The 14,664-nt window shown below is 75.5% G+C and carries 15 protein-coding genes; 2 read left to right on the forward strand and 13 right to left on the reverse strand.

Annotation, left to right across the window (positions count from 1 at the left end; translation table 11 throughout):
• Nucleotides 1–5: 5 nt before the first annotated feature.
• The 8 genes from HLA93_RS01650 to HLA93_RS01685 form a co-directional block, all read right to left on the reverse strand.
• A complete protein-coding gene (locus tag HLA93_RS01650) occupies nucleotides 6–359 on the reverse strand; it encodes a histone-like nucleoid-structuring protein Lsr2 (protein WP_222192469.1) in 354 nt (117 codons plus the stop codon).
• 142 nt (nucleotides 360–501) lie between these two features.
• Nucleotides 502–2,007 (reverse strand): lysine--tRNA ligase, encoded by a 1,506-nt coding sequence (gene lysS, locus HLA93_RS01655; protein ID WP_222192470.1) that lies wholly within the window; start codon nucleotides 2,005–2,007, stop codon nucleotides 502–504.
• Nucleotides 2,008–2,017: 10 nt separating this feature from the next.
• Complete coding sequence (locus tag HLA93_RS01660; RefSeq protein WP_222192471.1) at nucleotides 2,018–2,842, reverse strand: type III pantothenate kinase; 825 nt, start codon at nucleotides 2,840–2,842, stop codon at nucleotides 2,018–2,020.
• Nucleotide 2,843: 1 nt separating this feature from the next.
• On the reverse strand, nucleotides 2,844–3,812 hold the full coding sequence (gene nadC / locus HLA93_RS01665; protein ID WP_308127889.1) for a carboxylating nicotinate-nucleotide diphosphorylase: 969 nt from the start codon (nucleotides 3,810–3,812) through the stop codon (nucleotides 2,844–2,846).
• Nucleotides 3,809–5,455: an L-aspartate oxidase gene (locus HLA93_RS01670; protein ID WP_308127890.1), complete on the reverse strand. Its 1,647-nt coding sequence runs from the start codon at nucleotides 5,453–5,455 to the stop codon at nucleotides 3,809–3,811. Before HLA93_RS01670 ends, nadC begins: the two co-directional genes overlap by 4 nt.
• 17 nt (nucleotides 5,456–5,472) lie before the next feature.
• Nucleotides 5,473–5,898: an aspartate 1-decarboxylase gene (gene panD, locus HLA93_RS01675; protein ID WP_222192473.1), complete on the reverse strand. Its 426-nt coding sequence runs from the start codon at nucleotides 5,896–5,898 to the stop codon at nucleotides 5,473–5,475.
• Entirely contained in the window at nucleotides 5,895–6,749 is an 855-nt protein-coding gene (panC, locus tag HLA93_RS01680; RefSeq protein WP_222192474.1) for a pantoate--beta-alanine ligase, read from the reverse strand. The genes panD and panC overlap by 4 nt, the downstream gene beginning before the upstream one ends.
• The gene (locus HLA93_RS01685) at nucleotides 6,746–7,711 is read right to left on the reverse strand and encodes a Rossmann-like and DUF2520 domain-containing protein (protein ID WP_222192475.1); all 966 of its coding nucleotides are present in this window, start codon (nucleotides 7,709–7,711) and stop codon (nucleotides 6,746–6,748) included. The genes panC and HLA93_RS01685 overlap by 4 nt, the downstream gene beginning before the upstream one ends.
• Before the next feature lie 314 nt (nucleotides 7,712–8,025).
• Between HLA93_RS01685 and HLA93_RS01690 the strand changes: the two genes are divergently transcribed.
• Nucleotides 8,026–8,778, forward strand: coding sequence for an SDR family oxidoreductase (locus HLA93_RS01690; protein ID WP_222192476.1), 753 nt, complete (start codon nucleotides 8,026–8,028; stop codon nucleotides 8,776–8,778).
• 36 nt (nucleotides 8,779–8,814) lie between these two features.
• Here the strand turns inward: HLA93_RS01690 and HLA93_RS01695 are convergent, their stop codons facing one another.
• Both HLA93_RS01695 and HLA93_RS21920 read right to left on the reverse strand, forming a co-directional pair.
• Nucleotides 8,815–11,145: a DUF6779 domain-containing protein gene (locus HLA93_RS01695; protein WP_222192477.1), complete on the reverse strand. Its 2,331-nt coding sequence runs from the start codon at nucleotides 11,143–11,145 to the stop codon at nucleotides 8,815–8,817.
• The gene (locus tag HLA93_RS21920) at nucleotides 11,142–11,327 is read right to left on the reverse strand and encodes a hypothetical protein (RefSeq protein WP_222192478.1); all 186 of its coding nucleotides are present in this window, start codon (nucleotides 11,325–11,327) and stop codon (nucleotides 11,142–11,144) included. The genes HLA93_RS01695 and HLA93_RS21920 overlap by 4 nt, the downstream gene beginning before the upstream one ends.
• Nucleotides 11,328–11,411: 84 nt before the next feature.
• Between HLA93_RS21920 and HLA93_RS01705 the strand changes: the two genes are divergently transcribed.
• Nucleotides 11,412–12,020, forward strand: a complete 609-nt coding sequence (locus tag HLA93_RS01705; protein ID WP_222192479.1) for a DUF1684 domain-containing protein — start codon at nucleotides 11,412–11,414, stop codon at nucleotides 12,018–12,020.
• 95 nt (nucleotides 12,021–12,115) lie between these two features.
• Here HLA93_RS01705 and HLA93_RS01710 read toward each other — a convergent pair whose 3' ends face one another.
• From HLA93_RS01710 to HLA93_RS01720, 3 genes are all read right to left on the reverse strand, one after another.
• Nucleotides 12,116–13,117 carry a glycine betaine ABC transporter substrate-binding protein gene (locus HLA93_RS01710; RefSeq protein WP_222192480.1) on the reverse strand — a complete coding sequence of 334 codons (1,002 nt, stop codon included), beginning with the start codon at nucleotides 13,115–13,117 and terminating at the stop codon, nucleotides 12,116–12,118.
• A 147-nt stretch (nucleotides 13,118–13,264) separates the two neighbouring features.
• Complete coding sequence (locus tag HLA93_RS01715; protein ID WP_222192481.1) at nucleotides 13,265–13,987, reverse strand: ABC transporter permease; 723 nt, start codon at nucleotides 13,985–13,987, stop codon at nucleotides 13,265–13,267.
• Nucleotides 13,984–14,661, reverse strand: coding sequence for an ABC transporter permease (locus HLA93_RS01720; protein ID WP_246625482.1), 678 nt, complete (start codon nucleotides 14,659–14,661; stop codon nucleotides 13,984–13,986). The genes HLA93_RS01715 and HLA93_RS01720 overlap by 4 nt, the downstream gene beginning before the upstream one ends.
• Between the last annotated feature and the right edge of the window lie 3 nt (nucleotides 14,662–14,664).

Consider the following 14,664-nt stretch of genomic DNA (forward strand, 5'->3'; position numbering starts at 1 on the left):
CTTCTTCAGTGCGCGGCCTCGTAGGCCTCGACGACGCTGGCCGGGATGCGGCCGCGGTCGCTGACCTCGTGCCCGTTCTTGCGCGCCCAGTCGCGGATCGCGCCGGCCTGCTCGCGGTCCATCCGGCCACCGCCGCCGGTCGCGCGGGAACGGCCGGCACCGGAGGCGCGGGTGCCGCGGCTGCTCACCTTGCGCGCCGCCGAGACGTACTTGCCGAAGACGTCACGCATCTCCGCGGCGTTCTTCTCCGACAGGTCGATCTCGTACGTCGTCCCGTCGAGGGCGAAGGAGACCGTCTCGTCAGCGGAGATGCTGTCGTCGAGGTCGTCGCTCAGGATCACCTGGACCTTGCGTGCCATTTGTCTGCTCACTCCTGTTGCTACGGGCATGTGGACTGTCGTCATTGCTGCCCCGTGTTCGACGCCAGCCATTGCACCACAGTGGGTGCCAATTTCGCCAATCCCGTTGCATTTCCCCAGGAAAGTGACCCGGACAGGTGACCTATTGGTGCAGTGGGCGCACCAAAGGGAACAGGATCGTCTCCCTGATGCCCAGTCCGGTGAGGGTCATCATCAGGCGGTCGATGCCCATGCCGACACCGGCGGTCGGCGGCATCCCGTACTCGAGCGCCTCCAGGAAGTCCTCGTCCAGCTGCATCGCCTCGGGGTCACCGGCTGCGGCCAGCAGTGCCTGCTGGGTGAACCGCTCCCGCTGGACTACCGGGTCGACCAGCTCGGAGTAGCCGGTGCCGCGCTCGATCCCGCCGATGTAGAGGTCCCACTTCTCCGCCACACCGGGGTCGGTGCGGTGGGCGCGGGTCAGCGGCGAGGTGTCGATCGGGTAGTCGATGACGAAGGTCGGCGCCTGGAGGGTGTCCTGCACCAGGGCCTCGAACAGCTCCTCGACCACCTTGCCGGGCAGCCACGCGGGGTCGACGCCCACCTCGTGCCGGGCGGCGATCTCGCGCAGCCGCTCGACCGGGGTCTGCGGGGTGACCTCCTCACCGACGGCGTCCGAGACCACCGAGTACAGCTTGACCTGTGGCCATTCTCCGGACAGGTCGACCTCGGTTCCGTCGTTGTGTCGCGCCACCTGGTCGCCGAACAGGGCCTCACAGCATTCCTGGATGAGTTCCCGGGTGATGCGGGCGCCGTCGGTGTAATCACCGTGGGCGGCATAGAACTCGAGCATCGCGAACTCCGGCGAGTGCGACGAGTCGGCGCCCTCGTTCCGGAAGTTCCGGTTGATCTCGAAGACCCGGTCGAGCCCGCCGACGATGCAGCGCTTGAGGAACAACTCGGGGGCGATGCGCAGGTAGAGGTCCAGGTCGAAGGCGTTCATGTGCGTGCGGAACGGCCGGGCGGTGGCGCCACCGTGCACCGTCTGCAGCATCGGCGTCTCGACCTCGAGGAACTGCCGCCGGGTCAGCCCGGCGCGCAGCGTGGCGTTGACGGTGGCGCGCTGCTGGACGGTGCGCCGGGCCTCGTCGCGCACGATCAGGTCGACGTAGCGGCGGCGGACCCGCAGCTCCTCGCTCATCGGCTTGTGCGCCACCGGCAGCGGCCGCAGCGCCTTGGCCGCCAGCTGCCAGGAGTCGGCGAACACCGACAGCTCGCCGCGGCGCGACGTCCCGACCTCGCCGGTGACCAGCACGTGGTCGCCGAGGTCGACGTCGCCCTTCCAGGCGGCGAGGGCCTCCTCGCCCACCCGGTCGATCGACAGCATCACCTGCAGCTCGGTGTCGCCCTCGCGCAGCGTCGCGAAGCAGAGCTTGCCGGTGTTGCGGGAGAAGATCACCCGCCCGGTCACGCCGACCTGCTCACCGGTCATCGTGTCCGGCTCCAGGTCGGGGTGCGCGGCGCGGACCTCGGCCAGGCCCGTCGTGCGGGCGACGGTCACCGGATAGGGGTCGACGCCGGCCTCGCGCAGCCGGTCCAGCTTGGCCCGCCGGACCCGCAGCTGCTCCGGGAGTTCGTCGTCGGGCAGGCTGGACGGTTCCTCACTCACGGGCCCGAGCCTACGGGCGTCCCGACGGCGCCCCACCACCGCTGGCCCCAGCGGAGGACTGGTGGCGGGCGAAGGCCAGCCGCAGTCCGTGCACGGTGAGATCGGGCTCACGCTCACCGATCGTGCGGCAGCTGTCCGCGACCAGCCGGTGCAGCCCGCCGGTGGCCACGACCACCGGCGCCGAGCCGAACTGCGCGACCAGCTCCGCGGCGATCCGGGCGACGAGCCCGTCGACCAGCCCGGCGAAGCCCAGGACCAGCCCGGACTGCAGGGCGGCCACGGTGTTCTTGCCGATCGCGTGCGGTGGCACGGTGAGCTCCACCGACCGCAGCTGGGCGGCCCGGGTGGCCAGCGCCTCCAGGCTCACCTCCACCCCGGGGGCCAGCGCGCCGCCGAGGAACTGCCCGTCGGGCCCGATCGCGTCCACGTTGGTCGAGGTGCCGAAGTCCACGACGACGACCGGCCGGCCGGTGCCGTCGGGGCGCCGTCCGAAGAGCTCGTGCGCGGCCAGCGCGGTGACCACCCGGTCGGCGCCGACCTCGCGGGGGTTGTCCACGTGCAGCGGCACCCCGGTGCGCACCCCCGGACCGATCAGCGTCACCGGGACGGCGAGCCGGTCCAGCAGCTGGCGCAGCGCCGGGAGCAGGGCCGGCACGGTCGAGCAGGCGGCGACGCCGGTGACCTCGGTGTCGCGCAGCAGCGCCCGCCAGAGCATGTGCAGCTCGTCGGCGGTGGCGTGCGGGGCGGTGGTGACCCGCCAGCAGTCCACCCGCCGGTCGGCGTCGAAGGTGGCCAGCACCGTCTGGCTGTTGCCGACGTCCACGGTGAGCAGCACGTCAGTCCGTCCGCAGGTCGAGGGCCCGGAGGTCGAGGGCGAGGTCGAGGATCGGCGAGGAGTGGGTCAGCGCGCCGACGGAGAGGAAGTCGATGCCGGTGTCGGCGACCTCCCGTGCGACGTCCAGGGTCAGCCCGCCGGTGGCCTCCAGGTCGACGTCCAGGTCGCCCACCATGGTGACGGCCTCCCGCAGCTGGTCGGGGGTCATGTTGTCCAGCAGCAGGAAGTCACCACCGGCGTCCAGCGCCTCACCCACCTGGTCGAGGGTGTCGCACTCGACCTGCACGGTGACCCGGGGCGCCCGTTCGCGGACCAGCGCCACGGCCGCGGCCACCGACCCGGCGGCGGCGACGTGGTTGTCCTTGACCATCGCGACGTCGTAGAGGCCCATCCGCTTGTTCGACCCGCCGCCGCAGCGCACCGCGTACTTCTCCAGCGGCCGCAGCCCCGGCGTGGTCTTGCGGGTGTCCAGCACGACGGCGCCCGTGCCGGCCACCGCGTCCACCCACGCCCGGGTGGCGGTGGCGATGCCGCTGGCCCGGCTGGCGATGTTGAGCGCGCTCCGCTCGGCGGCCAGCAGCGCCCGCACCGGCCCGCGCACGGTGAGCAGCACGTCGCCGCGCCGGACCCGGTCGCCGTCCGCGGCCCCGGCGGTGAGGGTCGCCCCGGGGGCGAGCCGGGTGAACACCCGGGCGGCCACCGGCAGCCCGGCGACGACGCCGTCGGCGCGGGCGACCAGGTCTGCGGTGCCGAACCGGGTGCCGGGCACGGTCGCCGCGCTGGTGACGTCGTAGCCGACGGCGACGTCGGGGGCGCTGGGCAGCGGGGCGCCGCCGGTGAGGTCCTCGGTGAGGGTGCGCTCGACCAGCTCGTCGACCCAGCCGGCGGCCAGGCCGGTGCCGGTCAGGTCGGTGGGGTCGGTGGGCAGCGCGCGGCTCGCCGGTGTGGTCACCGGGTCATGCTCGCTCACCAGTCCACCGCCACGGGAGTACCGACCGGACGGCGGGTCAGCTGGACCCCGCCGTCGGCGTCCAGCCGGACGTCGAGGTGCACCCGCCAGTCGTCGACGGCGTCGGGGTGGTCCTCCCGCCAGTGGCAACCGCGGGTCTCCTGCCGCGCGGCGGCCGCGGCGGTGATCGCGGTGGCCACGGTGAGCAGGTCGGTGGTCTCCCAGCCCGGCACCCCCGGGACGGCGGTGGTCCGCTCGGCCAGCGCCGCGAGCCGGCCGGCCGCCTCGGCGAGCCCGGGACCGCTGCGCAGCGCGGCGACCCAGCCGGACATGGTCGCGGTCAGCGGGCCGCGGGCGGCCACGTCGACCAGGCCCTCGGGCCGGTCGTCGGTGGGGGCGGCGGGGGCGGGCACCGGCAGCTCGCGGGCCAGCGCAGCACCGATCCGGCCGGCGAAGACCAGGCCCTCCAGCAACGAGTTCGACGCCAGCCGGTTGGCCCCGTGCACGCCGGTGCAGGCCACCTCCCCGCAGGCGTAGAGGCCCGGGACGGTGGTGCGGCCGGTCAGGTCGGTGGCCAGCCCGCCGGATGCGTAGTGCGCGGCCGGGGTGACCGGCACCAGCTCGGTGACCGGGTCCATGCCGGCCGCCCGGCAGCGGGCCACGATGGTCGGGAAGCGGTCGGCGAGGCCGGGCACCGCGCGGGCGTCGAGCCAGACGTGGTCGACGCCGTCGCGCAGCTGCACCCGGGTGATCGCCTTGGCGACGACGTCCCGGGGGGCCAGCTCGGCGAGCTCGTGGACGCCGGTCATGAAGCGCTCGCCGGCCCCGTCGCGCAGCACCGCGCCCTCGCCGCGCAGCGCCTCGGAGACCAGCGGCTGCTGCCCGCGGGCGTCCGGGCCCAGGTACAGGGACGTCGGGTGGAACTGGACGAACTCCAGGTCCGTGGCGACCGCCCCGGCCCGCAGGCCGAGCGCCACCCCGTCGCCGGTGGAGACGCCCGGGTTCGTGGTCGCCGCGTAGACCTGCCCCATCCCGCCGGTGGCCAGCACCACCGCCCGCGAGCGCACCGCGCCGACGCCGTCCGCGCTGCCCTCGCCGAGCACGTGCAGGGTGACCCCGGCGGCCCGCCCGTCGGCGTCCCGCACCAGGTCCAGCACCATCGCGTGCTCCACGAGCGTGACCCCGGGATCGGCGGCCACCGCCTCGCGCAGCGCGCGCTGCACCTCCGCGCCGGTGGCGTCGCCGCCGGCGTGCACGATGCGGTCGGTGGAGTGCCCGCCCTCCCGGGTGAGCAGCAGCCGGCCGGTGGGGTCGCGGTCGAAGGCGGCGCCCCAGCTGATCAGCTGGTGCAGCCGCTGCGGCCCCTCGGTGACCAGCGCCTGGACCGCCGCCGGGTCGCAGAGGCCGACCCCGGCCACCTCGGTGTCCCGGGCGTGCGCGGCCGGGGTGTCGGCGGGGTCCAGGACGGCGGCGATCCCGCCCTGCGCCCAGCGGGTGGAGCCGTCGTCCACCTCGACCTTGGTGACGACGGCGACCGACAGCCCGGCGGCGCGGGCGTGCAGCGCCACACAGAGCCCGGCGACCCCGGACCCGACCACGCAGACGTCCGCGGTCAGCTCCCAGCCCGGGGCCGGGGCGCGCAGCCGCAGGGGCAGGCCGGTCACCGGCTCCGCGGCAGGGGTCACCGGATCGGGACGCCGAGCGGGCTCCGCTGGTGGTCCTCGGCCCCGGGCACCGGGGCGGAGGGGTCGGCACCCAGCTCGACGACGCGGTTGTCGGCGTCGACGTGCACCACCTTCGGCAGGTGGGACTTCGCCTCGGTCTCGTCCATCAGGCCGTAGCTGATCAGGATCACCAGGTCGCCGGGGTGCACCAGGTGCGCCGCGGCGCCGTTGATGCCGAGCACGCCGGTGCCCCGCTCGCCGGGGATGACGTAGGTCTCCAGCCGGGCGCCGTTGGTGACGTCGACGATCGCCACCTGCTCCCCGGCCAGCAGGTCGGCGGCGTCCATCAGGTCCTCGTCGACGGTGACCGAGCCGACGTAGTGCAGGTCGGCCTGGGTCACCGTGGCCCGGTGGATCTTGCTCTTGAGCATGGTGCGCATCATCGGAGGTTCCCCAGTTCCACAGCCGTGTTGTCGATGAGTCGGGTGCTGCCGGCGCGGGCGGCGACCAGCAGCCGGGCGGGGCCGCTCGGCGGCGGCGGCCCGAGATCTGGATCGGTCAGCTCGAGGTAGTCCTGGAGCAGCCCGGGCGCGGCGGCCAGCACCTGCCGGGCGGCGGCGAGGACGGCGTCGGCACCGTCCGGCCCGGCGGCGGCCCCGGCCCGGAGTGCTGCGGACAACGCCGCCGCGGTGCTGCGCTGTTCCGCGGAGAGGTAGCGGTTGCGGGAGCTCAGCGCCATGCCGTCGTCCTCGCGGACCGTCGGCACGCCGACCACCTCGATGCCCAGGGCCAGCTCGCGCGCCATCGCCCGGATGAGGGTGAGCTGCTGGTAGTCCTTCTCGCCGAACACCGCGACGTCCGGCCGGACCAGCCCGAACAGCTTCGCCACGACGGTCAGCACACCGGCGAAGTGCCCGGGCCGGACGGCGCCCTCGAGGACGTCGCCCAGCGGGCCGGGCTGCACGGTCACGCCCAGTGAGCCCGGTGGGTAGACCTCGTGCACCGGCGGGTGGAAGACCAGGTCGGCGCCCTCCTCGGCCAGTACGGCGAGGTCGGCGTCCCAGGTGCGCGGGTAGCGGTCGAAGTCCTCCCCTGGGCCGAACTGGGTGGGGTTGACGAACACCGAGACGACCACGCTGCCGCCGCGTTCCCGGGCCGCGCGCACCAGCGTGCGGTGCCCCTCGTGCAACGCGCCCATGGTCGGCACGAGCACCACCGGGCCGGGCAGGGTGGCGCGCAGGGCGTGCAGCTCGGCCGTGGTCTCGGCCACCGTCGGGTGGGTGGTCACGGTCATCGCGCGGTCTCCTCGGCCGAGTCGAGCAGGTCGAGCAGCGGCGTCCCCTCGTGCCGGCGGAGCCGGCCGGAGGCCAGCGCCCGCTCGGTGGTCCGCCGGGCCAGGGCCACGTAGGCGTCGACCGAGGACGGCGCCCGCTCGGTGAGCGTCTGCAGGTGGGCGGCGACCGTGCCGACGTCCCCCCGGCTGACCGGGCCGGTGAGCGCCTGGTCACCGCGACGCAGGCCGCCCTCCAGCGCGGCGGTCAGCAGCGGGGTGAGCACCCGGGCCGGGTCGTCGATCCCGGCGGTGCGCAGCAGGTCGGCGGCCTCGGCGACCAGGGTGACCAGGTGGTTGGCCCCGGTGACCAGGGCCGCGTGGTACAGCCCGCGGTCGGCCTCGGCGACCCACACCGGCTCGCCGCCCATCTCCAGCACAAGGGTCTCGGCGACCGCGCGGTGCTCCGGCCGGCCGGTCACCCCGAAGGGAGCGGCCACCAGCCGGTCCAGGTCCTCCGGCCCGCCGGTGAAGGTCATCACCGGGTGCAGGGCGAGGGAGAGGACGCCGGCGCGCTCGGCCGGCGCGAGGACGGCCAGGCCGTGCGCGCCGGAGGTGTGGAAGAGCAGCTGGCCGCGGCGCCAGGCGCCCGTCTCGGCCAGCCCGGCGACCAGCCCGGGCAGGGTGTCGTCCGGAACGGCCAGCACGACCAGGTCGCTGGTGGCGACCACCGCGTCGGCGGGCAGCAGCGGCACCCCGGGCAGCAGCCGGGCGGCGCGGCGGTGCGAGTCGGCGGACAGGCCGGATGCGGCGACCACGTCGTGGCCGGCGGCGGCGAGCGCGGCGCCGAGCACTGCACCGACCCGGCCGGCGCCGACGACGCCGACCCGGAGGCGGGCGGGCGCGGCCTCGGCGGGCAGCAGGCCCGCGGCCGGCAGGACGGCGGGGCGCGCGGGGGCAGCCGCGCGGTAGGGACGGTTCGACATCCCGGTGCCACCTCTCGTTCCAGTCCCTGGCGGGTACCGGACTCGGATCGCGTCGGCCCACGTCGTCGTGGACCGCAGGTGGAGCTGGTGGTGCGGTGTCGCTGCAGAGCCCGGCGGCCCGGTCCGCTGCGGCCACCGGGAGGTGTGCCACGCGGGGGTGCCGCCGGAGGCGAGTCTCTGCCTCGCCGGTCCCCCCGGCAACGCTGCCGGGGTGTGTCCTGACTCACCCGGGTGCCCGGACGGGCTACCGCACGGCCGGTTACGTTGTGCCGGCGCCGGCAGCGGAGCCGGCTCGGACCAGCAGGAGGAGCACGGTGAGCAGCTTCGAGGGACGCACCGCACTGGTGACCGGTGCGAGCCGGGGCATCGGCCTCGGCATCGCCCAGGCACTGGTCGACCGCGGCGCCCGGGTGGTGATCACCGCCCGCAAGCCCGAGGCGCTCGCCGAGGCGGTGGAGACCCTGGGCGGCCCGGAGAAGGCGGTCGCCGTCGCGGGGAACGCCGGGGACGCCGAGCACCGCGCGGAGGCCGTCCGCACCGCGATCGACACCTTCGGCAGCCTGGACGTGCTGGTCGGCAACGTCGGCATCAACCCGGTGTTCGGGCCGCTGATGGACGCCCCGCTGGACGCCTTCCGCAAGATCCTGGACACCAACGTCGTCTCCAGCCTCGGCCTGGTGCAGGAGGCGTGGAAGGCGTGGATGTCCGAGCACGGCGGCTCGGTGCTGATCGTGGCGTCGGTCGCCGGGCTCAAGTCCAGCGAGGGCATCGCCGCCTACGGGGTGAGCAAGGCGGCGCTGATCAACCTGACCACGCAGCTGGCCGTCGAGCTGGGCCCCAAGGTGCGGGTCAACGCCGTCGCCCCGGCCGTGGTGAAGACCCGGTTCGCCGAGGCGCTGTTCACCGGCCGCGAGGACGAGCTGGGCGGCCAGTACCCGGTGGGCCGGCTCGGCGTGCCCGAGGACATCGGCGAGGCGGCCGCCTACCTGCTCAGCGACCAGGCCGGCTGGGTCACCGGCCAGACGCTGGTGCTGGACGGCGGCGCGCTCTCCCGCGGCCCCATCTGAGGAAGGGCCGGGCGAGATCGGGGGCTCGAGGGCCGGCTAGCGCTGGCCGAGCACCCGGGCGAGGACGTCGTCGGCGGCGTCCTCGCCCTCCTCCCGGTAGCGCCGCCGCCGGGACCGCGCACCGCTGGGCGCCTCGACCCCGCTCTCGGCCAGGATCTGCTCCAGCCGCGCGTGACCCTGCGCCGGAGGCTCCGCCACGGGCGGTGCCACGGCCGGCGGGGCCTCGGCGGGTCCGGCCGACCACGACGGCGCCGACCACGCGTCGCCCGCCGGATCGGCCGCAGCACCCGACCAGGACGTCGCCCCGGTCGACGGCGTCGGGTCGGCGCTCACTGCGTCGGACGCACGCCGCCACGACGGCTCGTCGTCGGACGCGTTCTCCCACCACCGCGCCCCGTCGGCCGAGCCGTCGGGGGCCGGGAACCCGGACGGCGGGGTCTCCGAGGACGCTCCGTAGGAGAACGCATCGGACGAGGACTGCCCGTCCGAGAGCGCCTCGGACGACGACGTGTCCCACTGCGACTCGCCCCAGGACGGCTTCCCACCGGCCCGGGCCCCCGAGCCCGGAGCGGGCTCGGACGACGCCAGCCACGACGGCGCCCCGGCGGACGCGGCCTCCCCCGACGACGCGCCGTGGTCGGACGCCTCGGGCCGAGGTGCGTCCCACGACGACGACCCGCGCGACGCCCCCTCGGTGGTCGTCCCCCATGCGGACCCCTCCCACGAGGGCGTCGACCAGGAGGGCGTCTCTCCCTGGGGCGCCCCAGCGGCGGAAGACACGTACGGCGACCCCGGACCCACCTCGGTGGGCGACTCGGGAGACGCCGACGACCTCACGGACCGCGTCGCCCACGACGGCGTCTCGCTCGGCGTCTGCCACGACGGCTCGCCCCAGGAGGGCGAGTCCCACGGCGCGGGCGGCTCCCCCGCCGACGAGACCGCCGCCGGCCCACCGGCCGCAGGCGCCGGATCCTGGGAGGGCGCGCTCGACTCCCACCAGGGCGTCTCGCTCGGCGTCTCGACGGCGCTCACGGACGGCGTCCACGGCGCCGTCCGGTCGGCTGCGGTGCCCGGCGTCTCCTCGTCCGCGGCGTGGCTGCGCCGAGGTGCGATCGGGCGGGCCGTGCCCTCGTCGTCGGGCTCGGCGGCCCGGCGGTGCCGACGCCGCGGCGGGTCGACCGACACTGCCGGCTCCGGCTCGCGGGACGGCACCGGTGCAACGGGCTCGCGGGGCGGCACGGGCGGCGGGACGGCCGGGAGCCCACCGATCGAGCGACCGACCTCGTGCAGCAGCGCCTCGTCGGGCCGCACCTCGTCCCGGCGGGCGCCCTCCCCCGGCGCGCCGTCCAGGAGTCCCTGCCGAGCGTCCTGCGGGCGGGCGTCGTCGATCAGGGCCCTGTCGCCCAGCCACTCCAGCGGCGACTTGGGGCTGGGCTCGACCCACGGCTCCAGCACCGACTCCTCGACCAGCCACGCCAACGGCGAGGGCGGCGGCTCGACCGCCGCCCGGGGCGGCACAGCGGGCGGGGGCACCGGCGGCGGCGCGGCGATGACCCGTGGCGCGGGGTCGGCCGGCGCCGGTGCCGCCAGGTCGACCCTCGTGGACTCCCAGTGGTCGACGTCCCAGGCCACGGCGGGCGACTCCCAGGGCGAGACGTCCAGCGGCCGCGCGCTCCCGGCGTCCGGGGAGGACTGCGCGGGGCCGCGGACCGACTGGGCGCGCATGACCATGCGCTCGACCAGCAGCTCGCCGGACAACTGGTCGGTGAGCTCGCTGCGCATCCGGCCCAGGTCGGCGCGCAGCTCGGCCAGCCCGGCCAGCTCGGCGCGCACCTGCCCCAGTCCGGCCAGCTCACCGCGGACCTCGGCGAGGGCAGTGAGCTCGGTGCGCAGCTCGGTCACCGCGGCCAGGTCGTCCTTCAGCTCGGCGAGCCCGGCGAGCTCGGTGCGCAGCCGGCCCAGCTCGTCCCGCATCGCCTGCTCGCTCTCCTGCCGCAGCCGGCTCTCCAGCTGCAGCTGGTGCTCGTGCCGCGCGGCCACCTCGCGCTCGAGCTCCAGGTCGTAGGCGTGCCGGAGCTCCGCCTCCCGGGCGGCGGCGGCCGCCTGGTCGGCGCGCCGGCCCCCGGCCACGAAGGCGGCGATCAGGAAGGCCCAGCAGACCGCGAGCAGCGCGACCCGCAGGTACAGCGGGTCGTCGGTGAAGAAGACGGCCACGGTCGCACCGCCGGCCAGCACCAGCCCCGCGGCCAGCCAGCCCCGGTGGTGCCCCCCGGTCACCGGGTCGTCACCGGGCTCACCGAGCTCGGGCAGCGGCGCATCGACGGCGGCGCGGTCGCGGGACTCGCGGTCGAGGGCAGGGCGGCTCACGGCGGCCCTCCCCACGGCGGCCCTCCCCACCGCGGCGCGGCCGGCAGCCGGGCGGCCGGCGAGCGGGGCGTCGGCGGCAGCGGTAGTCGCGGCCGGACGGGCAGCACCCGGGCGCTGCGGAACCGGTGGCAGCGGGCCCCCTGCGGGACCACTGCCGCCCCGACCGCCCGCCATGCCGTCACCTTAAGGTCACCCACCGCATTCGTGGGGTCATCCGCGCCGGTGGGCGGCAGGTCGGCCGCCCGGGCGGTGGCAGGGTGGGTCCGGTGACCCTCTCCCTGCTGACCTGGCGGCGCCAGGTGTCCGAGCTCTACGCCGAGGTCCGGGCGGCGGACGACCCGGAGGCCGGCTGGCACACCTGGCGGACCGGCCGCGACGCCCTGCTCGCCGGTCACCCCGACTCGCCGCTGGGCACCGCGGCCCGGGATGCCTTCACCGGGCTGCCGTTCGCCCCCTACGACCCCGAGCTGCGGTTCGTCGTCCCGGTGGACACCGACGTCGACGCCGAGCGCCGGGAGGTGCCGACCGCCGCCGACGGCGTCGTGGTGCTGGACCGGATCGGCCGGGTGACCCTGGGCGACGTCGGCCGGCTGGACGTCTGGTGGATCGGCGGCTACGCCGGCGGGCTCTTCCTGCCGCTGCGCGACGGCAGCGTCGGGACGACGACCTACGGCGGTGGCCGCTACCTGCTGGACACGATCAAGAGCGCCGACCTGGGCAGCGCCGGCGGCCGGCTGGTGGTCGACCTCAACTTCGCCTACCACCCGTCGTGCGCCTACGACCCGCGTTGGACCTGCCCGCTGGCCCCGGAGGGCAACCGGGTGGACACCCCGGTCGCCGCCGGGGAGCAGCTGCCCCCCGGCGGCTGGTACTGAAGGAAGGACCCTCGTGCCCCCCACCGCTCGCAGGCTCGCGGCGGGCCCCTGCACGGGGGCCACCCGCACGCGGTGGAGGGCGGGCAGGTCCTCCGTCAGCCTTGGGCGAGAGCGCCGTCGGAGCTGAAGACCAGGCCGATCGAGACCTCGCCCTGCTGGATGGCGGCCTTGGTCAGCGGGCCACCGGCGTCCAGCTCGCTGAAGCTGGCGAAGTCCAGGCCGTAGGTCTCCTCCAGGCCCGGCTGGCACTGCGGGCGCTCCGGGCACTCGCCCGGGCCGCCCAGCACCAGCGAGCCGTCGCCGCAGGCGTCGGCCAGCTCGGACAGCGTGCTGACCCCGAGGGAGTCGGCGAACTCGGTGGTCACGGCGAACGCGTTCTGGTCGGCGGCCTCGGCCGGCTCGCCGAACACCAGGCCGGCCTGCTCGGCCAGCGGGGTGAGCGCAGCGACGGTCTCGTCGACGTCCCCGGAGGCGACCTGGGTCGCGTCGTCGCCCTCGATGAACTCGGTGACGGTGGCCAGGTACTCGGGGAACGCCTGGATCTCACCGCGCTGCAGCGCGGGCAGGTAGAGCTCCCGGTTGCCGACGGTCTGCACGGTGGCCGAGAAGCCGGCGGCGGTGAGCACGTCGGCGTAGACGTTGGCCAGCACCTGCGACTCGGTGAAGTCGGCGGCGCCGACCACGATCGGGCCACTGCCACCGGAGACGCCGGCGTCCAGGCCCTGCTCGGCGACGTAGGCCGCGGCGACGTCCTCGGCGCTCTGCCGCTGCACGTCGACGGCGGCGTTCATCTCGACCAGCTGGTCGGTGGTGAGCACCTCGGAGACGCTGTTGAGCGCCTCCAGCAGCGCCGGGCTCGCCGCGGCAGCCGCGGCGTTGACCGCCGGGATGATGTTGTCCGCGTTCTGCAGCTGCTGGTCGTCCTCGAGCACCACCAGCTGGTCGCCGGCGACCGGCGCGCAGGCGTCGCCGCCGGCCGCGGAGCCGCCGGAGTCGGCGCTGCCGCCGGTGCCGGAGGAGCCGGACTCACCGCACGCGGCGGTGGTGAGGACTGCGGCCAGTGCGAGGGGGGTGAGGAATCGGGCGCGTGCGCGCATCAGCTCCGCCTTCTGTGTCCCGTGGTGCCCGCTGTTGGACGGCCACGCGTGTCTGGCGGGAGGGCTCCCGCAGCGGTCGATCCAACTCCCCGGACCAGCCCGTGGCAAGTCCGTTGTGCACCACCGTCCTGACCTGCGGCGCAGCGGTCAGCGCTGGGCGGCCGCCCCGGCGGCGGCGGCCCGGCGGGCGCGCACCCGGCCGAACGGCAGGCGCTTCTCCCCCGGGGTGAGCGCCCAGCTGACCGCGGCGAGCAGCAGCTCGGTCAGCAGGGCGAGCACCGCGACCACGATCGCCCCGGCCAGCACGGCGCCGTAGTCCTGCTGGCGGAAGCCCAGGGTGATGATCCGGCCCAGTCCGCCGCCGGCCACCAGGGCGGCCAGCGTGGCGGTGGCGACCACCTGGACGGCGGCGGTGCGCACCCCGGTCATCATCAGCGGGGTCGCCAACGGCAGCTCGGCGCGCAGCAGGACCTGCCGGCCGCTCATCCCCATCGCCCGGGAGGCCTCGACGACGTCCCGGTCGACGCCGCGGAAACCGACGTAGGTGTTGGTGAGCACCGGCGGCACGGCGAACAGGGCGAGCGCGATGGTGGTCGCGGTCGGCCCGAAGCCGATCGGGGTGACCGCGAAGACGGTCAACAGCGCCAGGGTCGGGACGGCGCGCGAGACGTTGGACAGCGCGACCGCGAAGCCCCCGCCGCGCCCGACGTGCCCGAGCAGCGCCCCGACCGGGATGCCGATCGCCATCGCGGCCAGCACCGCCAGGGCCGAGATGCGCAGGTGCTGGCCGAGCAGCTCGACGATGCCGTTGGCCCGGGTCCAGTTGAACGGGTCGTTGAGGTAGCGGACGGCGTCCTGCAGCAGGTTCACGACCGCGCTCCACGGGACCAGGGGGTCAGCGCCCGGCCGACCCAGGCGAGCAGCAGGTCGGCCAGCAGGGCCAGCAGCACGCAGCCGACCGCGCCGGTGACGATCTCGGCCCGGTAGAAGTTCGCGGCGAACCCGCCGGTGATCAGCTGCCCGAGGCCGCCGTGACCGACGATCACACCCACCGTCACCAGCGCGACCGTGGAGACGGTGGCCACCCGCAGGCCGGCCATGATCGAGGGCAGGGCCAGCGGCACCTCGACCTGCCAGAGGGTGCGCGCCCTGCCGTAGCCCATGCCGAGCGCTGCCTCACGCACGTCGGCCGGCACGGACTGCAGCCCGGCCAGGAAGTTCCGCACCAGGATCACCAGCGAGTACAGGACCAGCCCGATCAGCACGGTGGTCGCCGTCAGACCGGTGACCGGCGCGACGAAGGCGAACATCGCCAGTGACGGGATCGTGTAGATCAGCGTGGACAGCCCGAGCACCGGCCCGGCCAGCCACCGGCTCCGCCGGGCCAGCAGGGCCAGCGGGAACGCCAGCACCGTGCCGAGCACGACCGCGGCCACGGTCAACCGGACGTGCTCGCCCAGGAGGGGCAGGATGGTGTCCCAGTTGCCCGACACGTAGGAGGGGTCGAACCACGGGTTCGGCGCCGCATCGACTGCGAGGACCATGGT

Source organism: Modestobacter italicus (assembly GCF_019799965.1).
Taxonomy (GTDB): Bacteria; Actinomycetota; Actinomycetes; order Mycobacteriales; family Geodermatophilaceae; genus Modestobacter; species Modestobacter italicus_A.